This window comes from Kribbella sp. NPDC051586 (assembly GCF_044453965.1).
Taxonomy (GTDB): domain Bacteria; phylum Actinomycetota; class Actinomycetes; order Propionibacteriales; family Kribbellaceae; genus Kribbella.
In genome coordinates, this window is the sequence record NZ_JBITDF010000002.1 from 624618 (window position 1) to 647374 (window position 22757).

A 22757-nucleotide genomic window follows, 5' to 3' on the forward strand; every position below is an offset into this window, starting at 1 on the left:
CAGTCACGCTGAGGCGTTATCTACACTCTCTGAGCAGAACGTTTAGGGAGGCGGCTCACCGCAAGTGACGGACGACGTGGACACGCAGGTCAGCGACCGCCTCGTCGGGCGAGTGCTCGACGGTCGGTACCGCGTGGACTCGCGGGTCGCGAAGGGCGGGATGGCAACCGTCTACCGCGCCCTCGACACGCGGCTGGACCGGATCGTCGCGCTCAAGGTGATGCACGACGGGCTCGGCGACGACGCCCAGTTCGCCCGCCGGTTCGTGGCCGAGGCCCGCGCCGCCGCCCGGCTGTCGAACCCGAACGTCGTGGCCGTCTTCGACCAGGGCGACGACGACGGCACGCTGTTCCTGGCGATGGAGTACGTGCCGGGCCGCACTCTGCGCGACGTCATCCGCGAGCAGGCGCCGCTCTCCCCTGCCCGCGCGCTCGATCTGCTGGCACCGGTCCTGTCCGCGCTGTCCGCCGCCCACGACGCGGGCATCGTGCACCGCGACATCAAGCCCGAGAACGTGCTGATCTCCGACAAGGGCGCCGTGAAGGTCGCCGACTTCGGTCTGGCTCGTGCGGTCAGCGCGAGCGGCAACACCGCGACGCAGGGCCTCCTGATGGGCACGGTGTCGTATCTGGCGCCCGAGCTCGTCACCGACGGCAGTGCGGACGCCCGCTCGGACGTGTACTCGGCCGGCATCCTGCTGTACGAGATGCTCACCGGCAACAAGCCCCACTCCGGTGACACACCCATTCAGGTCGCCTACGCGCACGTCCACGCCGACGTACCAGCTCCATCGCTCGAGGTGCCGAGCATCCCGCCATACGTCGATGCCCTCGTGCAGCGTGCTACGGCGCGCGACCGGGACCTGCGGCCGACCGACGCCCGCGTGTTCAGCAGGCAGGTGCACCGGGTGCGCAGCGCGCTCGAGGAAGGGCTGCCGGACGACCCGGAGCTGACCGGCGACCTCACCGTGCCGATCCAGCAGATCCGGCAGGACAGCGGGTACGACGACGGCTACACGCGCGGAGACCCGCCGCCAGGCAGTGAACCGCTCCGCCACGACACCATCGTCGTACCGGTGGAGCGTGGTCGCCCTACTGGAGCACCTGCGAAGCCGGCACCGCAGCAGCAACGGAGAAGCCGCGGGCCGATCGCGCTGATCGTGATCCTGGCCGCCGCGATCGCCATCGGCACAGCAGCCTGGTACTACGGCATCCACCGCTACACCTCGACGCCGAACCTGGTGAGTATGGCGCCGGCGGCCGCGGCTACGAAGGCGGAGGAGCAGGGCCTGCACACCAAGCTGGACAACCAGGACTACTCCGAGGACGTGCCCGTGGGCGCGATCATGCAGACCGATCCGGCCGCCGGTGACCGGATCCGGAAGAACGGTGAGATCGGTCTCACCGTCTCGAAGGGCCCCGAGCGCTACCGGGTGCCGCAGCTCGTCGGTCTGCAGCTCGACGCCGCCCAGCAGGCGCTGTCCCCGATCAAGCTGATCACCGGGCAGATCAACGAGGTCTACAGCGAAACCGTGCCACAGGGCCGCGTGATCGCGATCAGCCCGAAGTTCAACACGGTCGTGAAGCCCGGCGCCGCGGTCAACTTCGCGGTCAGCAAGGGCAAGCAGCCGATCACCGTGCCCGACTGGACCGGCAAGTCGTACCACGACGCGAGCAAGGCGCTGCGCAAGCTCGGCTTCGTCGTCGGCCGCACCACGCAGTACGACGAGAAGGTCGCCGAGGGCAACGTCATCAGCCAGACACCCAACAGCGGCACGTTGTTCGCCAAGGACAAGGTCACGCTGGTGGTGTCGCTCGGGCCGCCGCTCGTCGACGTACCGGACGTCAAGCGGAAGAGCACCGCGGACGCGCAGAAGATCCTCACCGACGCGGGCTTCAAGGTGACGGTGCAGAAGGCGCCGTTCAACCTCGGGCTGAACATCGTCGCCGCACAGAGTCCCAGCGCCGGCAAGAAGGCGCAACCGGGCAGCACCGTCATCATCACCGTGCTGTAGCCGGCTGTTTTGCCTTCCGCTGAAGGCGTCTGATGAGATGTGCGGCGTGAACCACCCGCGTATCGCCGTACTCGCCCTGCTCGCGGTCGCGGCGGCGTGGGGGTCGACATTCTTCCTGACCAAGGACCTGCTCACCAGGATGGACGTCGCCGACTACCTGGCGTTGCGATTCCTGATCGCCTCGGTCGCGCTGGTGCTGGTCCATCCGCCCGCGATCGCGAAACTGAGCCGTCTCGACCGCGGCCGGGCCGTTGCCCTCGGCATCACCTACGGCATCGCCCAGCTGGTGCAGACCGAGGGCCTGCGGCACACCTCGGCGAGCGTCTCCGGCTTCGTCACCGGCATGTACGTCGTCTTCACCCCGCTGCTCGGCGCGGTCATCCTGCGGCACAAGATCGGCCGCTGGGCCTGGTTCGCCGTGATCCTCGCCACTGTCGGCCTCGGCGTCCTGTCGCTGCGCGGGCTCACGCTGGGCACCGGCGAGCTGCTGACGCTGGCATCAGCCGGGCTCTACGCGCTGCACATCATCGGGCTGGGCGCCTGGTCGACCCCGAAGAACGCGTTCGGGCTGTCGGCGCTGCAGATGATCGTGATCACCTGCGTCTGCGCGATCGGGGCGCTGCCCGGCGGGTTCTCGGTGCCGGGCTCGGGCCGCGACTGGGTCGCCGTGGTCTACATGGCGCTGGTGGCCGGGGCGCTCGCGCTGATCGTGCAGACCTGGGCCCAGGCACACCTGACTCCCACGCGGGCGGCGATTGCGATGACAATGGAGCCAGTGTTCGCCTCGACGTTCGCAGTACTGTTCGGCTCCGACAGCCTGACCTGGCGGATGCTGGTCGGTGGAGCGCTGGTGGTGTCGGCGATGTACCTGGTCGAGCTGGCGCCGCGGCGTAAGTTCGAGGCGGAAGTGCAGCACCTGGCTCAGTAGGACGGGAGGGGATCATGCGCGAGGCCGGCCGGTACCGGTGGTTCCCGTACATCGTGATCGCCGTCCTGCTCGCGATCCTGGCCGCCGGGACGACCAGCAACCTGATCCGCAACCCGCAACCCCGCCTCGTCGCCGACGGCATCCCGGGTCGGACCGCGACGCATGCCGACTCGGCCCTCGTCAGCGGGAAGTACGACGACCTAGTCCAGCACGCGCTGGCCGACCTGGACGGGCTGACCCTGCCGAACGGTGCCACCCTGGCCGGTTGGGACGGCCCGTGGCGCTACGTCTGGCCGCGCGACGCGTCGTTCGTCGCCGTCGCCCGGTGCTCGATCGGGCAGTACGACGAGGCTCTCGACGTGCTGTCGTTCCTGGATCGCGTCCGGCCGTCGACGGGCCGGTGGCAGGCGCGGTACGCCGAGACCGGCGGCCGGGTCGACGACGGGCGTGCGCCGCAGCTGGACGGGTCCGGCTGGGTGCTGTGGGCGACGTGGTTCTGCCGCGCGGGCGCCAGGTACTGGGACATGGTCCGGGAATCGGCTGATCAGATCGTCGCCGAGCTCGCGCCGGACGGGCTGCCCGATCCCTCGTCGGACTACTGGGAGCGGCGCGAGAAGGAGCTGACTCTCGGCACGGTCGCTCCGCTCCTGACCGGGCTCCGGTCCGCGGTGCGGATCGCGACCGATCAGCATCACCCGGCCGAGGCGGCCCGCTGGCAGACCGCGGCCGAAGCGTTGTCAGCGGCGACCGATCGGGTCTTCGGGCCGGAGTACGCGCGTACCCCGGCGGAAGCGACGAGCTTCGTGGAGCCGGGTGTCGAGCCGATCGGCATCGGCGGCGGCGCCGACGCGATCGTGACGGTGCTCGGTCCACCGTTCGCCCCGGCGCGGGCCGTCGTCACGACGGCGATCGACCGCGCCCACGCCGTACTCACCCAGCCCAACGGCGGCGTGACGCCAGGCGAGTCCTGGCGCGCGGATGGTGTGTCCTGGACACCCCAGACCGCGCTGTTCGCACTGAGCGCCGCCGCACGCGGAGACCGCACCACCGCGGACCATCTGCTGTCCTGGCTCGACCAGCACCGCACCAGCACCGGCGCGCTGCCCGAGAAGGTCAACCGGGACCTGGAACCAGCCGGCGAGGCACCGCTCGCATGGACCGCGGCCCTGGTGGTCCTCGCCGACTCAGCTCTGCAGAACCCACTGCCGGTCCCCTAGTCCATGGCAGTCGCCTCGAGGGCGACCAGGAGGTCCGGCCCCGCAAGACTTGCGACGCCCAGCACGCTGCTGGCGAACCGATCGGGGCTGCCACCGAAACGCTCGGCCAGGATGCCGAAGTGCGGCAGCAGGCCGGCGACGTCGGTCGTGTAGATGTTGAGCCGGACGACGTCGGCCACGGTCATGTCGGCGCTGTCGAGGACAGCTTCGAGGTTGTCGAGTGCCAGCCTGAGCTGGGCTGCCAGGTCACCTGGATGCTGTGAGTTTCCGTCGCCGTCGACCGAGTCCTGCGCGCTGCAGATGAGCTCACGACGGCGGCCTTCGACGAGCTGCGCCTGGTCGAAGCCCAGGCCCACCGACCAGTTCCACGGGTTGATCGCGGTGCGTTGCATGGTGCTCTCCTCACCTTCGAGTTAGTTAGGTAACTAACCTAGAACCCGCCACCGACAGTTCTTATACTCGAGGTTGTGGGCAAACGGGAACGACTGGTCGCTGCGGCCGGAGAGATGGTCTATCGGCAGGGTGTCGCGGCGACGACGCTGGCGCACATCGCGGCCGCGGCCGACGTACCGCTGGGCAACGTCTACTACTACTTCAAGACCAAGGAAGAGATCGTCGGCGCGATCAGCGAGGCGCATGCCGAGGGCCTGACGGCGACGCTCGCCGAGGTGGAACGCCGGCATCGCAGCCCGAAGGCGCGGCTCAAGGCGCTGGTCGACGTACTCGCGGATCGGTCCGACGAGACCGCGCTGTACGGCTGTCCGTACGGGACCCTCGCGACCGAGCTGGCCAAGCGCGCCGACGGGACGGATCCGCACGCCGTCGAGCTGATGCGGATCCCGCTCGACTGGGCCGAGCGGGAGTTCCGGGCGATGGGCTGCCGGGGTGCGCGCGCACTCGCGGTCGAGCTGGTCGCGGGGTACCAGGGCGCCGCCGTCCTGGCCGGCACGCTCGGCGAACCCGAGGTGATGGCCGGCCAGGCCCGGCGGCTACGACGATGGATCGATACCCAGGCGGGTTAGCAGATCTCCATCACGTCGTGCGTCGGCGCGTCCGGTCGCGTCGTGCTCGTCTGGCCTGAGTAGAAGAACGCGGTCGAGGAGATGTCGTCCTGGAGGGGTAGGTAGCGGCCGCCGGAGCGCCAGCCGAGGGCCTGGACGTCGACGCGCAGCTTCTCCTTGAAGCGGATCGGGTCAGGCAGGTGGAAGCGGTACATGCCGAAGCGCTGCTGGCTCTGGTACTGCCCGTCCGGGCGGATCACCTGCGGCATCCCGAGGTACGGCGTACTGAACTCGGTGTAGCCGCCCAGGTGCGGCACGTCGAAGTTCCACGCGCCGCCGAAGTAGTCCTCGGTACCGGTCCCGCAGATAGTCGGGAACTCGTCGTCGCCGTCGAGGTAGAACTTCACCTCGCCCTCGCCCCACCAGCCGGTGCTGTTGACGCCCCAGGCCAGGTAGGTGCCGACGTAGTGACCGGGGCCCTCGACACCGTCCAGCAGGGTGTGGACCGTCTCCGATACGAGCGGATTGCTCCGCCGCCATTGCGCGTGCAGGTACGCCGACTTGTCCGGTACTGCGCCGAGCCAGTAGTCCACCTGGAAGTACACGACCACCGTCTCGTCGTGGGTGTTCTCCAGCGTGAACGTGGCGTGCTCGTTGAACGGCATCTCCCAGTAGCAGTTGAAACCACCGTTCGGGTTTACCGCGACGGGCAGCGAGCTCACCTGGGCGAACTTGCCCCAGCCGGAGCAGAAGAAGTCGCCGACCGGGGTCTCGATCGCCGGCGCGGCGTCACCGTCCCAGAAGCCGCGCAGTACCAGCCGGCGCCAGTGGTCGACGTGGGTGGTGAGCCAGATGTGGGTGATGCAGCCCGAGCCGGCGATGTCCGCCAGCGTCGCGGTCTCCCCCGGACCGATCTCGATCGAGGGCGAGACCTTCCAGCCCTGGCCGAGATCCCGGGCCGCGCGCGCCCCGGTCCCCTCGGTCCGCCGCCCGCCCTGACCGGGCTCGCCGGTCGGGTTCTCCGCACTGATGGAGCGCGTCTCGACGTCGGCGAGCGCACTGATGCCGGTCAGATTCCCAAGAGTCATACCCGCGACCCTAGCGGTCCGGGGCTCGCTGAGAAATCGATTGCCCGCGACCTGGACTCACCCTGGACTCAGCAGATCCGAACCTGCCGTCGTCTGTACTGGTGTAGGCCGGTGACAAATTGGCCGGAAGAGGAGACGACGTGACCTTCGACGAGTGGACCCGGTCCGGGCTTCCGTCGCTGCTCCGGTTCGCCACGGTGCTGTGCGGCTCGCCCCACCTTGCCGAGGACGTGGTCCAGGACGTCGCGATCAAGGCCCAGCGGAACTGGGCGCGGATCGGGTCCGCCGACAGCCCGGACGCGTACCTGCGCCGGATGACGGTCAACGAGTACCTGTCCTGGCGCCGCAAGTGGTCCCGGTACGTCCCCATCGCCGAGGTCGACTCCGGCACCAGCCCGGACCACGCCGAACAGGCCGCCGACCACGACCAACTGCTCAGCGAGCTGGCCAAGCTCCCCCGCCGTCAACGGGCCGTCCTGGTCCTGCGGTACTTCGGCGGCCTCACCGACAACGAGATCGCCGAAACCATCGGCTGTACGCCGGGCACCGTGCGCGCCCACGCCTCCCGCGCGCTGGCCACCCTGCGGATCGAATTCACCAGCGACCGCGTGACGGAGGACGTCCACCATGCGTACTGAAGAAGACCTCCGGGACGCCCTCGACCACCTGGCCGACCAGGCACCGGATCCCAGTGACGTCCGCGCGGCCCTGCTGCCCCGGAGCGCCGGCCGACCACGTCGTACCGGACCGATCATCTGCACCGCGGTCGCCACGGCCTGCGTGGCGGTCGCGGCAGTCGTCGTACCGCACGTCATCTCGGACGACAGACCAGGTCCGGTGGCGCAGGACACGCGCAACACCGCGTGGTCGCAGTGGGTCGATCTGAACCTGCTGAAGAGCTTCAAGGCGGTCGACCAGAGATTCTCCGCGAACCGCCAGGACTACGAGCTGGTCGACACCGGTCTGCGGACCGGGGTGCCGTTCTGTCAGCTGCAACTGCACCGCAACGGCGACTTCGACCCGTCGACGATCCCGGCCGGCAGCCCGTCGGTCGACCTAGGCGGGCACAAGGCGTGGACGGTCACCTCGGACCGGAAGACCGCGTTCATGCCCGGGCCGCCGAACTACAGTTTTCCGCTGTCCGCCAACGTCCGGAACACGATCGTGTGGCAGCCGGTCGCCGGGGTGTGGGCGCTGCTCAGCTGCGAGAGTCTGCTCCCCAAGGGCACCGAGCTCGTGCCGACGACCCAGCCAGGATCTGCCCTGAAGCTCGCCGGGTTGCTCTCACCGCCGACCGACCGCCTCGGCTCGCCGTTCAAGCTCGGTGAGCTTCCGAAGGGCCTCTCACCGCACGAGGTCCGCTACCACCCGGCCGACAGCAGGATCCTGAGATCCGGCGAGGAGTTCACAGCGCTGCTGAGCGACGGCAACCCCGCCACCGGCTACGTGCCGCGGGTGCTCCAACCGGCCGGCCTGATGGCGGGCAACCCGTGGGACGCGGGCCGCGGCGACGACCTGTCGATCAGGTACGACACCGGCACATCGTGGAACCAGCTGACCCTCATCCGAGGCGACAAACCGGACGGCTCGATCCACGGCATGAAGGCCTTCTTCACCAACCAGACGATCACCTACTCCAAGCGCGATCCGTCGAAGGTGACGTTGTCGGGCCCGCTGAACACCCTCCGGCTCGAAGCCGACGGCGTCGCGGTCGTGATCACCAGCTACGCCCCGAAGCCGTCCAAGGAACAACTCCTCCGGATCGCCGAGACCATGGAGCTGACCCAGAACCCGAAGGACCCCACCACCTGGTTCGACGCGGCAACTGCCATTCCGTGATCCCGGCTGCAGGTCTCAGCAGGGGCGGACCGCGGCAGTGGTGCCGGTGAAGGAGAGGCAGGCCCAGGGGCGGCCCTGGTCGTGCTTGGGGCGGACGATGACCGGGTAGGCGTCCGCCCCGTGCACTTGCGGGCTCTTCTCGGTGGCGAAGGAGCCGATGGCGCCACCGCGTGCCTCGGCCGCGGTCTTCACGTTCGCGACCGTGACGCTACTGCTGGATGCCTTCTCGGCCGCGGCCTTGGCGTCGGTCGCGACCTGCAGCGCGAACTTGATCTCCGGCGGCTTCGACCACGTCGTCTGCGTCACCGGGATGATCACCCCGAACATCGCCAGCCCGATCGCGGTGACGATCTGACGGATCCGCCGGGTCTGATCGGTCAGCAGCAGGGCGGCGCAGCACACGGCGAGGAAGGCCGTCAGCCCGCGCAGGATCCAGTGCCGGTCGAGCCGGCTGTCCACCGCGAGTCCGGCCGCGACGGCGATCACCAGGCAGAGCACGGCCGCACCGAGCGCCCGGGCCCGTGGAGACAGAGATTGCATGCCGCAGACGATAGACGCTCACCGTTCGTCGCACGCTAGCGGCCGTTCGGCGCGAGGCACGCCAGTCAGGATCGTGCTGCGTGAATGGTGCTGGCAGATTCGGACGCATCCCACCGCCCCCTAGGGATTGGATCCGGATCGTGACCGAGAACCCTGGATCGTGGAGCATCTCGCGCCGTCGTGCGCTGCAACTCAGCGGCGGAGTCGCGGCCGTCGGCGCCGTACAACTGCCCGCTCGAGCAGCTCCGGCGGGGAATCAGGTCGTACTGCGGGAAGGCACCAACTTCATGGTGTCGGTGTCGGCGGACGGGAAATGGCTGGCGTTCGACCTGGTGACGGCGATCTGGGTGACGCCGGCCGCGGGCGGGACCTCGCGCCGGCTCACCGACGACTTGCAGGACGCGACCCGGCCGCGTTGGTCGCCCGACGGCAAGTGGATCGTGTTCCAGTCGTACCGGGACGGGAACTTCCACCTGTGGTCGATCCGGCCCGACGGCAGCGGGCTCCGGCAGCTGACGAGCGGGCGGTACGACCACCGCGAACCACATGTCACGCCGGACGGCCGGTCGATCGTGTTCTCCTCCGATCGCGGCGGCAGCTACGGAATCCACCGCCTCGATCTCGCCAGTGGCGCGATCGCGGCCCTCACCGACGAGGCGAGTGAAGAGGGCGAGCCGGCCGTGTCCCCGGACGGCACGAAGGTTGCCTTCACCGTCGACACCACTTCGATCGTCGAGCTCGATCTCGCGACAGGCGCTCGTACGACGCTCGTCGCGGCGCAGACCGGGATCAGTGTGTTCGGGCCGTCGTACTCCCCCGCCGGCAAGCTCGCGTACGTGCGGCTGACCGGTCCGACGTGCGATCTCGTTGTCGACGGCAAGCAGGTTACGACCGGCAAGGACGTGTTCGCACTGCCGCCGTCCTGGGCGTCTGACCTCTTCTATACAGCGGATGGCACGGTCCGGCGCTATCACTTAGGCGGCGGGCACAGCGTCGTACCGTTCGCGGCGACTGTTCCGGTGACGTCGAAGAGGCCGCGGCCGAAGACGCCGGATCTCGAGTCCGCCGGGAAGCGTGCGGTCCGTGGGATCGCCGGTCCAACCGTGTCGCCGGACGGAAAGTCGCTGGCGTTCCGGGCGTTGAACGCGCTCTGGATCGCGACCGATGGTCATCCGCGCAAACTGGTTGCTGACGGCTACTTCAACTCGGATCCCGACTTCTCGCCGGACGGCAAGAAGTTGCTGTATGCAAGCGATCGCGACGGTACGGCGGACCTCTGGCTCCATGATCTGGGCTCTGGCGAGGACACCAAACTGTCCAGTCTGCCGGGGGCTCAGACCGCGCCGCGCTTCTCGCCGGACGGACGGCAGATCGCGTACCAGGACCAGGACGGGATCGCCTGGGCCCTTGACCTCGCATCCGGGCAGGTCCGCCGGCTCACACCGACGCTCTTCCAGCCGGGCCGGGTCAGCTGGTCGCGCGATGGCCGCACGCTGGTGCTGGCCGCCGTCAAGCCGTTCTCCAAACGGTTCCGCGAAGGCACCAGCCAACTCCTGTACGTCGACGTCGCGACCGGGGCGCTCGAGTACGTCGAGCCGATGCCCTTCCGATCGCTCGCCACCCGCGGCGACGACGGCCCGGTCTTCTCCCCAGACGGCACGCACCTCGCGTTCGTCGTCGAGAGCCTGCTGTACGTCGTACCGGTCGACGCCCGCGGCCGATTCACGGGCGAGCCGCGCGCGATCACCAGCGAGGTCACGGACTCACCCGTCTGGCAGGACGATCGCACGCTGATCTATCTCTCGAACGGGAAGTTGCGCAGGACAACGATCACCGGCGGGCGGGCGGAGACGATCCGGCTCGATCTGCAGTACCGGCGGGCGACGATCAACCAGCATGTGACGATCCACGCCGGTGCGCTGTGGGACGGCCGTGCGACCACGCTGCGCCGCGACGTCGACGTGGTACTCGACGGCTCGCGGATCGCCGCCGTACGGCCGCATCATGGTCGTGCCGACGTTGACGCGTCGGGGCTGACCGTGATGCCGGGGTTGATTGACGCGCACAACCATTGGCATCTGCGCGGTCGGGCTTGGGGTGCGCGGCAGGGGAACCTGTGGCTGGCGTACGGGATCACGACGACGCGGTCGCCCGGCGATCCGGCGTACCAGATGCAGGAGACGCGCGAGGCCCTTGTCAGCGGAGCCCTGCGTGGACCGCGGTACTTCGCGACCGGTGAGGCGATCGACGGGTCGCGGGTGTACTACAACTTCATGCGGCCGACGCTGTCGCTGCGGCAGCTCGGGCTGGAGCTGGATCGCGTCGAGGGGCTCGCGTACGACCTGGTGAAGACGTATGTGCGACTGCCGATCGAGTACCAGCGGCGGGCGATCGCCTTCGTCCACCAGCTCGGGCTCCGGCTGTCGTCGCATTATCTCTACCCGGCCGAGCACCTCGGGATGGACGGCATGGAGCACACCGGCGCGACGAACCGGCTCGGGTACTCGCACACGGTCAGCCGGCTGGGACGCGCGTACGCCGATGTGGTCACGCTGTTCACACGGGCGGGGCTGTCGGTGACACCGACGCTGTTCAACTCGACGATGGCGCACGTCGACGATCCGTCGCTGCTGACGGATCGGCGTACGACGACGTTGTATCCGTCGTGGGAGTACGACGCGTTGATGGCCGAGGTGAACACCGCGCGTGGGCCGGCCGGCGTCACGACGCGCGAACTGCTCCGCGGCAACGTCGACATGGTGCTCCGGATCCATCGCGGCGGGGGGCTCGTGATCTCGGGTACGGATACGCCGTTGGACAACATGGCCGTCTCGTTGCATGCCAATCTGCGTTCGATGGTGGCCGGCGGATTCACGCCGTACGAGGCTCTGACGACAGCGACACGTAACCCGGCGCGCTGGCTGAACCTCCAGGACAAGCTCGGCGCCGTGAAACCCGGAGCGCAGGCAGACCTTTCGTTCGTCGTCGGAGATCCGCTGGCCGACATCCGCGCGGCCGCTGCCGTGGAGCAGGTGATGATCGCCGGCAAGCTCCACACCGTCGACGACCTGCTGGCGCCGTACGCGACCCCCGTGGTCCACACAGCCAACGCCCCACAACCACTCACCCGGGACCAGGCACACGCGCACGACGACACCTACTGGTGGCACGAGCCGGAGTGGCTCCACCGGCTCTGCTGCGAGGGCTGACACACGTCCGCCATCCGATCAGGATCGCAGAGGTTCGGTCAGAACGAGGTGGTGAGGTCCTGGGTTCGGCCGGTCGCGGCGGCGCGGTAGGCGGACTCGATGATGTCGATGACGTGGCGGGCGTGTTCGGCGGTGACGATGGAGGGCGTGCCGTCGCGGACCCAGTCGACCAACTGCATGACGTCCTCGTACACGTGCTGCTCTTCGATGTCGCGGTGCGCGCCGGTCACGTGCGGAAGCAGGGCCTGGTTGCCCGGTCCGCGTGGCGAGAGCTCGGCCGGGTCGCGGTGGGGGAAGTCGAACGGTTCGTCGTTGAGCAGCAGGCCGTCGATCGTGCCCTCGGTGCCGTAGTACGCGCCGCCGAAGCCGCCTCGGATCGGCCCCGCCGCGGTGCCGGTCGCGACGCAGTACAGATTGTCGCCGAAGTCGATCAGCACGATGGTGTTGTCGTCGGCATCGGTCCGGACGTCCACGCCCGCGCTGCTGCGAACGGGGATTCGTACGCCGGACATGGCGGTCACGCGCTTCGCCGTACCGAGGATGCCGGTGACGGCGTGCAGCGCGTACACCGTCATGTCGTACATCGGTCCGCCGCCGGGTTTGCGGAAGTACCACGACGGGTCGATGTTGCTCAGTACGTCGTTGCCGCCGCGGACGGACTCGTTCTCGTGATAGGTGCCGAACGACGCGCCGCAGCTCACCCACGACAACGCGCCGATCGCGCCCTCGGCGATCAGCTCGCGCGTGCGGACGTGGTGCGGGCGCAGCATCTCGCCCGGCGAGGCGACGATCCGCAGGTCGTTGGCGGCGGCGAGCTCGATCAGCTCGGTGGCCTCGGCAACGGTGATCGTCATCGTCTTGTTGAAGTGCACATGCTTGCCGGCCCGCAACGCGAGCTTGCCCTGCTCGTAGTGCAACCCGATCGGCGAAGCGATCGTCACCGCGTCGACATCGCCCCGAGCCAGCAGATCCTCGTACTCCGTGAACGCCTGCTCGACCCCGAACCGCTCAGCCGCCGCCTCCGCCCGCCCCGGTACCGGATCACACACCGCCGCGAGCCGCACCCGGCCGGCCAGGTCCGGCTGCCCCAGATGGGGCAGGAGCCCACGAACCGAGATGCTCCCCGCGCCGACAACCCCAACCCGCACCGAGTCCGCCATACGAACAATCATCCCATGAGTGATCAGCGCTTCCGGGGGCGACGGTCGCGAGCGTACTTTGAGAGCGTGGCCTCGAGATCCCTGCCGGAACGCGCGGTCCGCGCGGTCGGTGAGAGTCAGCTCTCCGAGCGGGTTGCCCGCGCCCAGGAGCTGGCGTACGCACCGCTGATCGAGTGGGTACAACGGACTCCGCTGCACACCGACGTACTCGGTCATTCGCTGCATCCGTCGCTCACCGACGTGACCGCCGGGTGCTGGCTCGGCACGTCCCTTCTCGACCTCGCCGGCGGATCCCAGTCGCGTCGCGGGGCGACGATCCTCGCCGGGTTCGGACTGCTGGCGTCTCTGCCGACAGCTCTCGCAGGCGCCGGTGACTGGGCGGAACTGTCGGGCGAAGAACGCCGGATCGGTGCGGTCCACGCCGTTGGCATGGATACTGCGACGTTCCTCTTCGCCGGCTCGCTCGTCGCGCGTCTGCGCGGCAACCACCGGCTCGGCACACGACTCGCCGCGGCCGCGAACGTGGTCGTGGCGGGTGCGGGCTTCCTCGGCGGGCATCTGGCCCTGCACCGCGGTACTGCTCGCCGAACTTCCGTGGATGAGCGCGACCGGAGCTCTCCGGTCGGATAGGTTTCGGCGACATGAGCGTTGTCGAGCATGTCGTCCTCATCCACGGGACCTGGGGCCGCGGGAGTCACTTCCGTGAGGCGCGGGCCGCGTTCGAAGCGCGCGGGTTCGTGGTCCACACGCCGACGTTGCGCCACCACGAGCTGCCGCTGGAAGAAGGCTCCGCTCAGGTCGCGTCGCTCAGCCTGACGGACTACGCCGACGACTTGGTCGAGGTGTGTGAGTCGCTCGATGCGCCGCCGTTGATCCTCGGCCACTCGCTGGGTGGGTTGCTGGCCCAGCTCGTCGCGGCCCGTACCAAGCACGTGGGTCTGATCGGTGTGTGCCCGGCGCCGGCGGCCGGGATCTTCGCCATGTACCCGTCGATGAGCCGCCTGTTCCTGAGCCACTACCTCCAGCCGCGGCCTTGGGCCAAGCCGCTCCGGCCGACCTGGGACAAGTTCCACGTCGGCGGGCGGATCACGCAGACCGAGGAGGACTCGCGTGCCCTGTTCGCGGATCTCGTCTGCGAATCGGGCCGTGCGTACTGCGAGATGGCCTTCCCGCAGCTCGACCGCCGCAAGGCGTCCCGCGTCGACTACTCCGCGATCGACGGCCCGGTCCTGATCTTCGGCGGCGCCCAGGACCGCACCGTCGTACCGGCAGTCTGCCGCGCCACCGCCGCGAAGTACCGGAACGCCACCTACCAGGAACTCCTCGAGGCCGACCACATGATCCTGATGGGCAAGATCCTGCAAACCACCATGTCCCACATCGACAACTGGCTCGCCACCAACAACCTCGACTCCCCGACGGCGGGCTAGAGCGGGTCGGAGACGGCGAGAGGTGGGCCGGCGAACTCGACCCAGTTGGCGTGGCCGACGGCCGCGAGCTCTTCCGGATCGATCGGCCGCGACAGCTGGGCTGCCTGCTCGAAGAACCGCTCGATGCCGGACGGGCTGGTGATGATCAGCAGCCGTCCGACCGTGTCGCCGATGTTCTGGAAGGCGTGCTGCATCCCACGTGGACCGAAGGCCATGCCACCGGTCGTGGCTCGCAACATCTGGTCGCCTGCCTTGAACCGGAAGTCACCGTCGATCACGTACCACACCTCGTCCTCGCGTAGGTGAGTGTGTGCCGCCGGACCGTCGTACGCCGCTACCTCGAGCTCCAGCACCGACAGCGAGCCGTTCGTCTGCAGCGTATCCGCGAGGACCACAACCGACCCCTTGGTGGGCGTCGAGAGCCACACCCCGTCGCTGGGCTGCACCGCAAAGGGCTTCATCGCATCTCCCCCTCTCCCGAATCCCAGTAGGCCACTCTTCGGTGGCCTTGGACAAGGACTTCAGCGTTGGGGGTTGATACCGAGCGCGGCGAATCGGTCCGCCAGATCGTCGACCCACGCTGCCGGGGTGCGGTGATCCGGCAGCGGTACGCCGGCCTCGCTGCGCCACAGCGCGTCTGCGAACGCCGTACGCAGATGCCAGGCCATCACCCGCTCGACTGCCAGTTCACGCCCAGTCAGCTGCGCGTAGTGACGCATGGTGGCCGTGAGCAACTCAACGCCGGGACCCGTTCCCGGGAACGCACGCAGGTCGTACTCCGCTTCAGCGAGCCCCGCGGTCTCGAAATCCACCACTACGCGGAGCTTGCCGGCGTCCCACACCTGATTCCCACCATGCAGATCGCCGTGCACCAGCACCTGCGGACCCGGCGTCGCGAGTACGTCGTCCGCCCAGTCGCACCACCTGATGACATCAGCACGCTGATCCGGACGAGCCCATCTCACGAACTGCTCACGCAGTACGTCGGTCGTGGCCGGCTGCAACGACGCGGCGGGAAGATCCCGTCCTGCTTGGTGGTGCAGCGCCCCGAGGAACTCGGCGACCTGCCGCCCGGCCTCATCCCGATCAAGCGAGTCCACCACATCGAACAGCGCCACACCCGGCACCAGCCTGGTCACGAGCAACACCGGATCGGTGCTACTAGCAACTACTTCCGGCAGATACGGGACCGCCGGCCGCAACCTTTCCAACATGGCGATCTCATGTGCCAGCCGCCCCGCCGCCGGCTCCGACCAAGCGAACTTGGCCACAAACCGCCCACCCACCATCGCACTGGCCGACCACCACGTCGGGTCGTCCCCTATCGACGGACGAACAACAACCGAATACCCACCAAGCCCAGGCGCAACCTCCCCCAACGCCCCCACGACCGCCCCCACCGAGCCATCCTCAAGCCATCTCACCCCACCGAGGCTAATACTGGCTCTCGAGGTGATCTGATGATTGGCGTCCCCGGCATGACGGTTCAGCGCACACCCTCCCGCGCCTAGGCTGGGCCGGAGCCGTCTGGCCAGGCGGCTATGCAGACCTTGTTGCCGGCGCGGTCGGCGAGGATCCAGGCGCTGGGTGCGCTGGAATCGTCGGCGACCCGGCCGCCGGCGGCCAGCGCCGCGGCCAAACGCAGCTCGGCCTGTTCGCGAGCGACGGATACGTCGACGTGCATCGCGTGCCGCAGGGGCTTGTTCGGGTCGAGGTCCTGCATCCAGAAGGTCGATCCGTGGCCGAGCGGGTCGACACCGTTGTCGTAGTCCAACGCGTCGTACCCGAGAACAGCCCGCCAGAATCCGACGTCGATCGCATCCGGCTGAGCCGCGACGGCAAACGACACCTCTTGCGCGAGCGAGCGATCAGCCGTGGCGCCATGCTCTCGCGCTACCGCCGAGACCGCTCGCGCCACCTCGACATGCCGCTCCTCCAGCCGAAAGACGCCGCGAGCCAACCGCACAGTCAGCTGGCTGTCGGTCAACGTCAGAACCGCGCCATCCGCCCCGGCGACCTGCGCCACCGCCTCAGCCAACCGCGCCGCCTCAACCATCGACCCCACCCGGAAGGCCGCCATCGCCCCGCCGTGCAGCACCACCCAGTCGCCCCCACCCTCCGCGGCGAGGAACCGCTGCCATCCCTGCTCGCTCACGACCAACTCCCATCGTCTACGGCGTAATGGTGATCTCCAACGGCGCCGACCACATATGACCCTCGGCCGTCTGTACTGCGATGACCAGCCCCCAGTCCCCCGGCGGTACGGCGTCCGGTGACTCCTCGCGCAACCGCAGCAGGTCCGCGCGCAGACTCTCCCAACCCGCCACAGCCTGACGATACCGAGCGTGGCGGGCGTCTGGTATGCGGATCCGTAACGCGCCTGTCCGGTGACTAGGCCGTGAGGCGGTCCGCTTCGGCCAGCAGGAGATCGCCGAAGGGCTGAAAGCCGATGCTGCAGGCGTAGACGCCGCTGAAGACCCGGTGGATGGTTCCCCATTCCCAGATGGCGGTGGCATCGACGCCCATGCGAGAGGCCAGGTGCTCGGTCCGCGTCCGGAGGTCGTCGCCGAGGTTCGGGTTGCTGCGCACAATCGTGCCGAGATCGCACGCCGGTTCGGCCCGCAGTCCGGCGGGATCGATGAGCTTGTAGGTGCCGTCACTCGCCTGCAGAGCGTTCATCTCGTGGATATCGCCGTGAACCAGAACCGCGGACCGATCGTCGTGGGCCACGCGACGACGATTCATGCAATCCAGCGCGTCCGCCACAGTGGCCGGCGAGCACGGTCGTCCCGCCTGCTCCCACAGCTCTGGCAGCCGATCGGCGTACTGCTCCGCCAACTGCGCGCCGGTCCGAAGGTCAACATCGGGACCAAGCGGACGCCACAGGCGAACCGCCACGTCGCAGAGCAGGTTGATGCGGCTCGCAGGGTCGGCCACGACGTCGTACATCGGAGCCCCAAGGCGCTCCAGGAGAAGGGCTTGTCGACCCAGGTCTTCGCCCAAGAGCTTGGCGCAGCCCTCTCCGTCCGCCAGGCGCATCACCACGGCCTCCGGCCCGACATCCCGGCCTGGCACACCGACCTTGAGGACCGCCGCAGTCCCGTCGACAAGCGTCACCTCGACAACCAGGGCGGCGTGACCGCCCGCGGAGCTGGACCCGATCACCAGGGACCACTCCTCGGCCAGCGAGTCGACCACGCCTGGCAGCTCGTCCAGCCAGTATTCGTTCCCGTCTGCTATGACCGTCTTGCGGACCTGGTCAGGAATGTCGAGGCTCATATCGCCAGCCTAGTTAGCGAAAGTCGCGCCGAATCAAGGAGAGGTTGCAATTCATGGGCCGACGGCAATCTCTTGTGGATTCATCGTGGCCTGAACGGGGTGCTGGTGCCACACTGGCCTCATCCCGGGGGGACGGGGCGGGCGCGGCGGACGGCTTGACCGATGCCGTCGTGGATGGCGTGATCGCCATCGGAGCAAGGGGGCGGCATGGACAAGGTGCTGAAGGCGTTGGGAGCCTATTCGGCGGTGGTCGGCGCAGTAGCGCTGGTGACCGGTAAGGACAGTTGGAGCGGCAAGTTCAGCGAGATCCTGTGGCTTCTGCTGAGCATGTACATCGCTTTGGTTCCGACCGGGCTGATCGTGGCGGCGATCACCAACCTGCCGAAACACGTGCTGGACGTGGACAAATGGAGTGATGCTCAGGCGATCTTCGCTGCGGGTGCAGTCAACTTGAGCCTCGCCTTCGTGATCCGCTACGCCCTCCTGGACCCCGGTACCCGGACGCCGAGCACGGGCTCGGCTGTCGCAGGGGCAGTCCTTCTTGCCATTCCTTTCGTGCTGATGGCGTTCAGAAGTCTGGGCGCACCGGCAAAGGCGTAGTCGCAGCGAGGTAACGTGCTTCATGGCTGACATCAAAGACCTCCCGACGCTGCTAACAGCCATCGCGTCGGGCGACCGTCGGTCCGTGACGGCATCGCTCGACGTCGTACCGTCGCTGGCGACGGCGCGCCTAGCTCGCGACGACGAGTTCTTCATCGACCAGTGTCATGCCCAGCTGTACGAGGGCGACACCGCGCTGCACGCCGCGGCGTTCGCGTACGACGTCGAACTCGCTCGGGACCTGCTGGCGCGCGGTGCAGACATCAACGCGCGGAACCGGCGCGGTGCCGAGCCCTTGCACGCCGCGGCCATCGGCGTACCCGGCTCACCGAACTGGAACCCGACAGCTCAACGAGCCGTCATCGAACTCCTCATCGAATCAGGCGCCGATCCGAATGCCGCCGCGGCGGGCGGGATCACCCCACTCCACCGAGCCATCCGCAACCGATGCTCCGCAGCCGTCGAGCAACTCCTCCATGCCGGCGCCGACCCGAGCCTGCCGAACAACCACGGCTCAACCCCGACCGACCTCGCCCACCTCACGACAGGCCGCGGCGGATCCGGCTCGACGGAAGCGAAAACCGAACAGCAACTCATCATCGCCCTCCTCGACAAAGCCACGAGCTGAATTTGCTCGTCCCGCGAAGTCTGTCCGGGACAGCGGCTGGGTACATCAGAGTTAATTCCGCCTGATCGTTCGAAGGAGCAATCAATGTTCGCGATCATCGCCGCCGTTATCTTCGGGTTGGCCCTCATTCTGGACTGGGCCGACGCCAGGGTAAGTGATGCATTCACCCCCCAGACATTGCTCATGGCCGGCCTCTTGTGCATCGCTCTCCACCTGGCCGGCATCGGCGCCAACCGCCGCTGGGGCCGCCGCCGCTGATCGGCGTCGTACCCCGCATCCTCATCCTGAGACCCCGGGCCATGGGCAGTAGGTGAACCCTGGCCTGGGGGCGTGGTGGTCGATCGCGGGTTCATCCGAGGTGGGTGAGGCGGAGCGGGAATCTGTCGGGACAGTGTCTGAGGGACAGGTCGACCGCCTGTGTCCGGACTATTCGAGGAGTGTCGATGAGCGCACCACAGGACCGCTACGCCTGGCTGGCCGAGGCGGCGCTCGAGGGTGGGTACCCGACGTCTGAGACGTCGACGGCGTTGGGCGAGGAGTTGTTCTTCCAGCGTGCGACGCAGGTGTATCTCTGGGCGCTGCCGGCGATGAACATGCAGGCGATGAAGCGCGGGCTGGGGGCTGCCTTCGGGGAGGGCTATCAGGTCATGAGTGTGTTCGAGGAGCGCCTAAAACCCCGGACCACTATCACCACGCCGAACTCCGACGTCATCTACGGGATGGCATTCGTCGATCTCGCCGAGACGGGCCCGCTGGTTATCGAGGCGCCGCCCCGTATTCAAGGTTTGCTGGACGACTTCTGGCACCGGCCGCTGACCGGCCCGCACATCGACGGCGTCCAGTACCTCGGCGACATCGGCATCCCCGGTCCGGACAAGGGCGCGGGTGGCCGGTACGTGATCGTCCCCGACGGGGAGCAGGACGACCCGAAGTACGACGGCTACTTCGTCTACACCAGCCGCACCAACGGCGTACTGATCTTCCTGCGCGGCTTCTTCCAGTCCGTTGACGACCTCGCACCAGGCGTCTCGGCCGTCGAGGGCGTGACCGTCCGCCCGTTCGAGGGTGACGCGCTGCCGATGCACCACGTGAACGCCTCCGACACCCCGGCCAACGCGCTGTTCGACCGCGACGGGGCGTACTTCGACCGGCTGGACGAGTTCATCCAGAGCGAGCGCGTCGACACGGTCGATCCGTACATGCACGGCATGCTCGGCTCACTCGGCATCGTCAAGGGTGGCACCTTCGCGCCGACCCAGCGACAGCGTGAGCTGTTCGATCTGGCCGCACGCACCGGTTGGCGGATGGCGAAGAACATCGCGGCCAACTACGACCAGGAGCCCAATACGCTCTTCTGGGAGGACCGCCACTGGGTCGCACACGTGAAGACCGTGTTCGACGACTTCCTGCACAGCCTCCTCGACGAGGAGTGGCGCGCCCGGGCCACCGGGCACACCGACGTCAACGCGAAGGCGCACATGTTCGTGAACCACTATTCGATCAGCACCGGGATGATGGGCCTGCGCCCCGGGTTCGGTGCGAAGTACTGCAACGCCTACAAGGACAGTGACGGGAACCATCTGCGCGGCGAGAAGACCTACCGGATCGACCTGCCGGCGGATCCGCCGGCGAAGCTGTTCTGGTCGGTCGCGATCTACGACGCCGACACCGCCGCCGGCATCGACGCCGACGGCCAGGAGTACCCCTCCCTCAACTCACTGAACAACCTCGTCCCCAACGACGACGGCACCACCACCATCCACGTCGGACCCGAACGCCCCCAAGGAGCGCTGAACTGGCTCAAGACAAACCCGGGTACGGGATGGTTCTCGCTCCTGCGCTGGTACGGACCCAAACAAGAATTCTTCGACCGCCAGTACAAGCCCGGCGACTTCACCAAGATCTAGCTGCCGCACATCAGTAGCGTCTCAGTCGCTCGTGCCGCGTCTGATGCTGCCTATTTCTCGAGGGCTGCGATGGCGGCCCGAACGGTCGGGTAGGTCCGCAGTGGAGTGTCGCCCTCACCGAGCTGGACGAGGCCGCGTACCGCTGCCACGTCGCGCGCCAGGACCAGCTCGATCCCGTCGCGCCGGAGGTCGCCGGCCAGCTCCACGAGCATGCTGACTGCCGTGACGTCGATGGACGGCACGGTCTCGGCGTCGAGCACGACGGCCTTCGTGCCCTTGACCGCAGCGTGCGCTCGGATGGCATCGCGGACGGCGTCGGCGTTGGCGAAGAAGAGGCCGCTCTCGGGACGCAGCACAACGACCCCAGGGACGCGCTCATTGACAGGATCGCGCTGAATATCGCTCCATCGGCCACTCGCTGCGGAGTCGCGCCCGAGCACCGCGATGTGCGGGCGCGACGCTCGGTACAGGAGCAGGAGGAGCGAGACGGCGATGCCGATGAAGAGGCCGGGAACTGTGTCGAAGACGAGCACCCCGAGGAGCGCCGCACCAGCGGCGGCGAAGTCGGGACGGGCGGCAAGAGCATAGGCTCGGCCCGCGCCGCGGGTGTGGAACCGGTAGAGGTGGATGAGCGCTTCGATGTCGACGAGCTCGATCAGCGCGGCGACGACGATCGCGGCCAGTGTCGCCTCGGGCAGATCCTCGAACAGTCCGGTCAGGAACAGCAGCGTCACGACCGCCAATGCAGCGACGACGAGGCTCGAAAACTGGGAGCGGGCGCCTGCGGAGCCGTTGACGGCCGTCTTCGAGAGGCTCCCGTTGACGACCATTCCACTCGAGAGCCCGGAGGCCAGGTTGGCGGCGCCAAGCCCGATCAGTTCCCGGTTGGCGTCGATCTCGTAATGGTTCTTGGCCGCGTACGTCTTCGCGGCACCGAGCCCCTCGGCGAACCCGATCAGCATGACGCCGACCGCGAGCGCGGAGAGATCCAGGTAGCTGTGGGCAGCGACGTCGGGCAGGCCGAAAGAAGGCAGCCCGCTCTCGATGTGGCCGACGATCGCGACGCCATGGCCGTCGAGGTCGAACAGGTTGACCGCGAGGATCCCCAAGAGCACTGCGACGAGAGCCCCGGGCACGACCGGCAGGTACCTCTTGAGCCCCACGACGAGTAGCAGCGACAGGACGCCGACCACGAGCGTGGGACCGCTCGTATCGCCGAGATCACCGAGCAAACCCCAGAGCTGCTGGAAGAAGGCGCCTTCGCTCTTCTCAATCCCGAACAGCTTCGGCAGTTGGCCGACCATGATGGTCAGCGCCAGACCGATGACGAAGCCCTTCAACACCGGCTCAGAGATGAAGCTCGCCAAGAAGCCGAGCCGCAGTACGCCGGCAGCCAGTGCGAGGATGCCGACAACGAGCGCGAGGGTGATGGTGAGCTGGACGAAGGCGTCCGATCCACCCGCCGCCAGCTCCCCTACCGCGGCCGCGGACAGCGCAGCGGTCGCCGCCATCGGCCCGGTCACGAGGTGGCGTGAGCTGCCGAAAGCGGCGTAGAGGATGAGCGCGCCGGGAGCCGCGTAGAGCCCGACCACCGGCGAGACACCGGCGATCTGTGCGTACGCGAGCGCCTCGGGGACGAGCACCGCCCACACCGTGACACCGGCGATCATGTCGCCCCGCAACCAGCTGCGGTGATAGCCGGCGAACCAGGTAAAGAGCGGCACCTTCACGACGCACTCGTTCTTCTCAGCCAAAGCGCCACACCTCAGCATAGAGTCGCGCCGCACGAACGCAGTCTCAAGCAGCTTCGGAACACTTCACGAAGCGAACAGAGACAGAGGCCCTCCGGCGCGTTCGCTCTTCGGTGAGGAAATGGCATGCGGTGGGTCGTGGAAGGGTGCCAGGATGCGGGGATGG

At 68.1% G+C, this 22757-nt stretch carries 23 protein-coding genes; 13 read left to right on the forward strand and 10 right to left on the reverse strand.

Annotated elements, in window-relative coordinates; all coding sequences use genetic code 11:
- Window positions 1–64 precede the first annotated feature (64 nt).
- The 3 genes from pknB to ACIA58_RS13385 are packed head-to-tail and all read left to right on the forward strand — an operon-like array spanning window position 65 to window position 4159.
- Window positions 65–2014 carry a Stk1 family PASTA domain-containing Ser/Thr kinase gene (gene pknB / locus ACIA58_RS13375; protein ID WP_396403904.1) on the forward strand — a complete coding sequence of 650 codons (1950 nt, stop codon included), beginning with the start codon at window positions 65–67 and terminating at the stop codon, window positions 2012–2014.
- 37 nt (window positions 2015–2051) lie between these two features.
- Window positions 2052–2942 (forward strand): DMT family transporter, encoded by an 891-nt coding sequence (locus ACIA58_RS13380; RefSeq protein ID WP_396403905.1) that lies wholly within the window; start codon window positions 2052–2054, stop codon window positions 2940–2942.
- 14 nt (window positions 2943–2956) lie between these two features.
- Window positions 2957–4159, forward strand: coding sequence for a glucoamylase (locus ACIA58_RS13385; RefSeq protein WP_396403906.1), 1203 nt, complete (start codon window positions 2957–2959; stop codon window positions 4157–4159).
- Here the strand turns inward: ACIA58_RS13385 and ACIA58_RS13390 are convergent.
- Entirely contained in the window at window positions 4156–4551 is a 396-nt protein-coding gene (locus tag ACIA58_RS13390; protein ID WP_396403907.1) for a RidA family protein, read from the reverse strand. The genes ACIA58_RS13385 and ACIA58_RS13390 overlap by 4 nt on opposite strands.
- Window positions 4552–4626: 75 nt before the next feature.
- Between ACIA58_RS13390 and ACIA58_RS13395 the strand changes: the two genes are divergently transcribed.
- A complete protein-coding gene (locus tag ACIA58_RS13395; RefSeq protein ID WP_396403908.1) occupies window positions 4627–5181 on the forward strand; it encodes a TetR/AcrR family transcriptional regulator in 555 nt (184 codons plus the stop codon).
- Here the strand turns inward: ACIA58_RS13395 and ACIA58_RS13400 are convergent.
- The gene (locus ACIA58_RS13400) at window positions 5178–6248 is read right to left on the reverse strand and encodes a glycoside hydrolase family 172 protein (RefSeq protein WP_396403909.1); all 1071 of its coding nucleotides are present in this window, start codon (window positions 6246–6248) and stop codon (window positions 5178–5180) included. The genes ACIA58_RS13395 and ACIA58_RS13400 overlap by 4 nt on opposite strands.
- Window positions 6249–6388: 140 nt before the next feature.
- Here ACIA58_RS13400 and ACIA58_RS13405 point away from each other — a divergent pair, with 140 nt between their 5' ends.
- Both ACIA58_RS13405 and ACIA58_RS13410 read left to right on the forward strand, forming a co-directional pair.
- Window positions 6389–6886, forward strand: a complete 498-nt coding sequence (locus ACIA58_RS13405) for a SigE family RNA polymerase sigma factor (protein ID WP_396403910.1) — start codon at window positions 6389–6391, stop codon at window positions 6884–6886.
- A complete protein-coding gene (locus ACIA58_RS13410; RefSeq protein ID WP_396403911.1) occupies window positions 6876–8087 on the forward strand; it encodes a hypothetical protein in 1212 nt (403 codons plus the stop codon). Before ACIA58_RS13405 ends, ACIA58_RS13410 begins: the two co-directional genes overlap by 11 nt.
- Window positions 8088–8102: 15 nt before the next feature.
- Here ACIA58_RS13410 and ACIA58_RS13415 read toward each other — a convergent pair whose 3' ends face one another.
- Complete coding sequence (locus tag ACIA58_RS13415) at window positions 8103–8627, reverse strand: hypothetical protein (protein WP_396403912.1); 525 nt, start codon at window positions 8625–8627, stop codon at window positions 8103–8105.
- 140 nt (window positions 8628–8767) lie between these two features.
- Here ACIA58_RS13415 and ACIA58_RS13420 point away from each other — a divergent pair, with 140 nt between their 5' ends.
- Window positions 8768–11836, forward strand: coding sequence for an amidohydrolase family protein (locus ACIA58_RS13420; protein ID WP_396403913.1), 3069 nt, complete (start codon window positions 8768–8770; stop codon window positions 11834–11836).
- A gap of 38 nt (window positions 11837–11874) precedes the next feature.
- Here ACIA58_RS13420 and ACIA58_RS13425 read toward each other — a convergent pair whose 3' ends face one another.
- On the reverse strand, window positions 11875–12996 hold the full coding sequence (locus tag ACIA58_RS13425; RefSeq protein ID WP_396403914.1) for a Gfo/Idh/MocA family protein: 1122 nt from the start codon (window positions 12994–12996) through the stop codon (window positions 11875–11877).
- A gap of 66 nt (window positions 12997–13062) precedes the next feature.
- On the opposite strand from ACIA58_RS13425, the gene ACIA58_RS13430 reads away from it, so the two are divergent.
- Both ACIA58_RS13430 and ACIA58_RS13435 read left to right on the forward strand, forming a co-directional pair.
- Window positions 13063–13626: a hypothetical protein gene (locus tag ACIA58_RS13430; protein ID WP_396403915.1), complete on the forward strand. Its 564-nt coding sequence runs from the start codon at window positions 13063–13065 to the stop codon at window positions 13624–13626.
- Between the two features lie 11 nt (window positions 13627–13637).
- A complete protein-coding gene (locus ACIA58_RS13435) occupies window positions 13638–14426 on the forward strand; it encodes an alpha/beta hydrolase (RefSeq protein WP_396403916.1) in 789 nt (262 codons plus the stop codon).
- Here ACIA58_RS13435 and ACIA58_RS13440 read toward each other — a convergent pair.
- From ACIA58_RS13440 to ACIA58_RS13460, 5 genes are all read right to left on the reverse strand, one after another.
- The gene (locus ACIA58_RS13440; protein WP_396403917.1) at window positions 14423–14887 is read right to left on the reverse strand and encodes a cupin domain-containing protein; all 465 of its coding nucleotides are present in this window, start codon (window positions 14885–14887) and stop codon (window positions 14423–14425) included. The genes ACIA58_RS13435 and ACIA58_RS13440 overlap by 4 nt on opposite strands.
- A gap of 60 nt (window positions 14888–14947) precedes the next feature.
- A complete protein-coding gene (locus ACIA58_RS13445) occupies window positions 14948–15715 on the reverse strand; it encodes a phosphotransferase family protein (protein WP_396404976.1) in 768 nt (255 codons plus the stop codon).
- A 218-nt stretch (window positions 15716–15933) separates the two neighbouring features.
- Window positions 15934–16581, reverse strand: coding sequence for a VOC family protein (locus ACIA58_RS13450; protein ID WP_396403918.1), 648 nt, complete (start codon window positions 16579–16581; stop codon window positions 15934–15936).
- Between the two features lie 16 nt (window positions 16582–16597).
- On the reverse strand, window positions 16598–16753 hold the full coding sequence (locus ACIA58_RS13455) for a hypothetical protein (protein ID WP_396403919.1): 156 nt from the start codon (window positions 16751–16753) through the stop codon (window positions 16598–16600).
- 64 nt (window positions 16754–16817) lie between these two features.
- Window positions 16818–17705 (reverse strand): aminoglycoside phosphotransferase family protein, encoded by an 888-nt coding sequence (locus ACIA58_RS13460; protein WP_396403920.1) that lies wholly within the window; start codon window positions 17703–17705, stop codon window positions 16818–16820.
- Between the two features lie 207 nt (window positions 17706–17912).
- Here ACIA58_RS13460 and ACIA58_RS13465 point away from each other — a divergent pair, with 207 nt between their 5' ends.
- From ACIA58_RS13465 to ACIA58_RS13480, 4 genes are all read left to right on the forward strand, one after another.
- Window positions 17913–18305 (forward strand): hypothetical protein, encoded by a 393-nt coding sequence (locus ACIA58_RS13465; protein WP_396403921.1) that lies wholly within the window; start codon window positions 17913–17915, stop codon window positions 18303–18305.
- A 22-nt stretch (window positions 18306–18327) separates the two neighbouring features.
- Window positions 18328–18933, forward strand: a complete 606-nt coding sequence (locus ACIA58_RS13470; RefSeq protein ID WP_396403922.1) for an ankyrin repeat domain-containing protein — start codon at window positions 18328–18330, stop codon at window positions 18931–18933.
- Window positions 18934–19017: 84 nt separating this feature from the next.
- Entirely contained in the window at window positions 19018–19191 is a 174-nt protein-coding gene (locus ACIA58_RS13475) for a hypothetical protein (RefSeq protein ID WP_371401441.1), read from the forward strand.
- A gap of 185 nt (window positions 19192–19376) precedes the next feature.
- Window positions 19377–20840 carry a DUF1214 domain-containing protein gene (locus ACIA58_RS13480; RefSeq protein WP_396403923.1) on the forward strand — a complete coding sequence of 488 codons (1464 nt, stop codon included), beginning with the start codon at window positions 19377–19379 and terminating at the stop codon, window positions 20838–20840.
- Window positions 20841–20890: 50 nt separating this feature from the next.
- On the opposite strand, the gene ACIA58_RS13485 is transcribed toward ACIA58_RS13480, so the two are convergent.
- Window positions 20891–22594 (reverse strand): SulP family inorganic anion transporter, encoded by a 1704-nt coding sequence (locus ACIA58_RS13485; protein WP_396403924.1) that lies wholly within the window; start codon window positions 22592–22594, stop codon window positions 20891–20893.
- Window positions 22595–22757 lie beyond the last annotated feature (163 nt).

Excerpts from the sequence above, each read along its gene's own strand:
- ACIA58_RS13465 (WP_396403921.1), top strand. The coding sequence starts at position 17,913 with ATGGACAAGGTGCTGAAGGCGTTGGGAGCCTATTCGGCGGTGGTCGGC.
- ACIA58_RS13425 (WP_396403914.1), bottom strand. The coding sequence starts at position 12,996 with ATGGCGGACTCGGTGCGGGTTGGGGTTGTCGGCGCGGGGAGCATCTCG.
- ACIA58_RS13445 (WP_396404976.1), bottom strand. The coding sequence starts at position 15,715 with ATGGTGGGTGGGCGGTTTGTGGCCAAGTTCGCTTGGTCGGAGCCGGCG.
- ACIA58_RS13435 (WP_396403916.1), top strand. The coding sequence starts at position 13,638 with ATGAGCGTTGTCGAGCATGTCGTCCTCATCCACGGGACCTGGGGCCGC.
- ACIA58_RS13410 (WP_396403911.1), top strand. The coding sequence starts at position 6,876 with ATGCGTACTGAAGAAGACCTCCGGGACGCCCTCGACCACCTGGCCGAC.
- ACIA58_RS13440 (WP_396403917.1), bottom strand. The coding sequence starts at position 14,887 with ATGAAGCCCTTTGCGGTGCAGCCCAGCGACGGGGTGTGGCTCTCGACG.
- ACIA58_RS13400 (WP_396403909.1), bottom strand. The coding sequence starts at position 6,248 with ATGACTCTTGGGAATCTGACCGGCATCAGTGCGCTCGCCGACGTCGAG.
- ACIA58_RS13480 (WP_396403923.1), top strand. The coding sequence starts at position 19,377 with ATGAGCGCACCACAGGACCGCTACGCCTGGCTGGCCGAGGCGGCGCTC.
- ACIA58_RS13390 (WP_396403907.1), bottom strand. The coding sequence starts at position 4,551 with ATGCAACGCACCGCGATCAACCCGTGGAACTGGTCGGTGGGCCTGGGC.
- ACIA58_RS13415 (WP_396403912.1), bottom strand. The coding sequence starts at position 8,627 with ATGCAATCTCTGTCTCCACGGGCCCGGGCGCTCGGTGCGGCCGTGCTC.
- ACIA58_RS13475 (WP_371401441.1), top strand. The coding sequence starts at position 19,018 with ATGTTCGCGATCATCGCCGCCGTTATCTTCGGGTTGGCCCTCATTCTG.
- ACIA58_RS13380 (WP_396403905.1), top strand. The coding sequence starts at position 2,052 with ATGTGCGGCGTGAACCACCCGCGTATCGCCGTACTCGCCCTGCTCGCG.
- ACIA58_RS13470 (WP_396403922.1), top strand. The coding sequence starts at position 18,328 with ATGGCTGACATCAAAGACCTCCCGACGCTGCTAACAGCCATCGCGTCG.
- ACIA58_RS13460 (WP_396403920.1), bottom strand. The coding sequence starts at position 17,705 with ATGAGCCTCGACATTCCTGACCAGGTCCGCAAGACGGTCATAGCAGAC.
- ACIA58_RS13385 (WP_396403906.1), top strand. The coding sequence starts at position 2,957 with ATGCGCGAGGCCGGCCGGTACCGGTGGTTCCCGTACATCGTGATCGCC.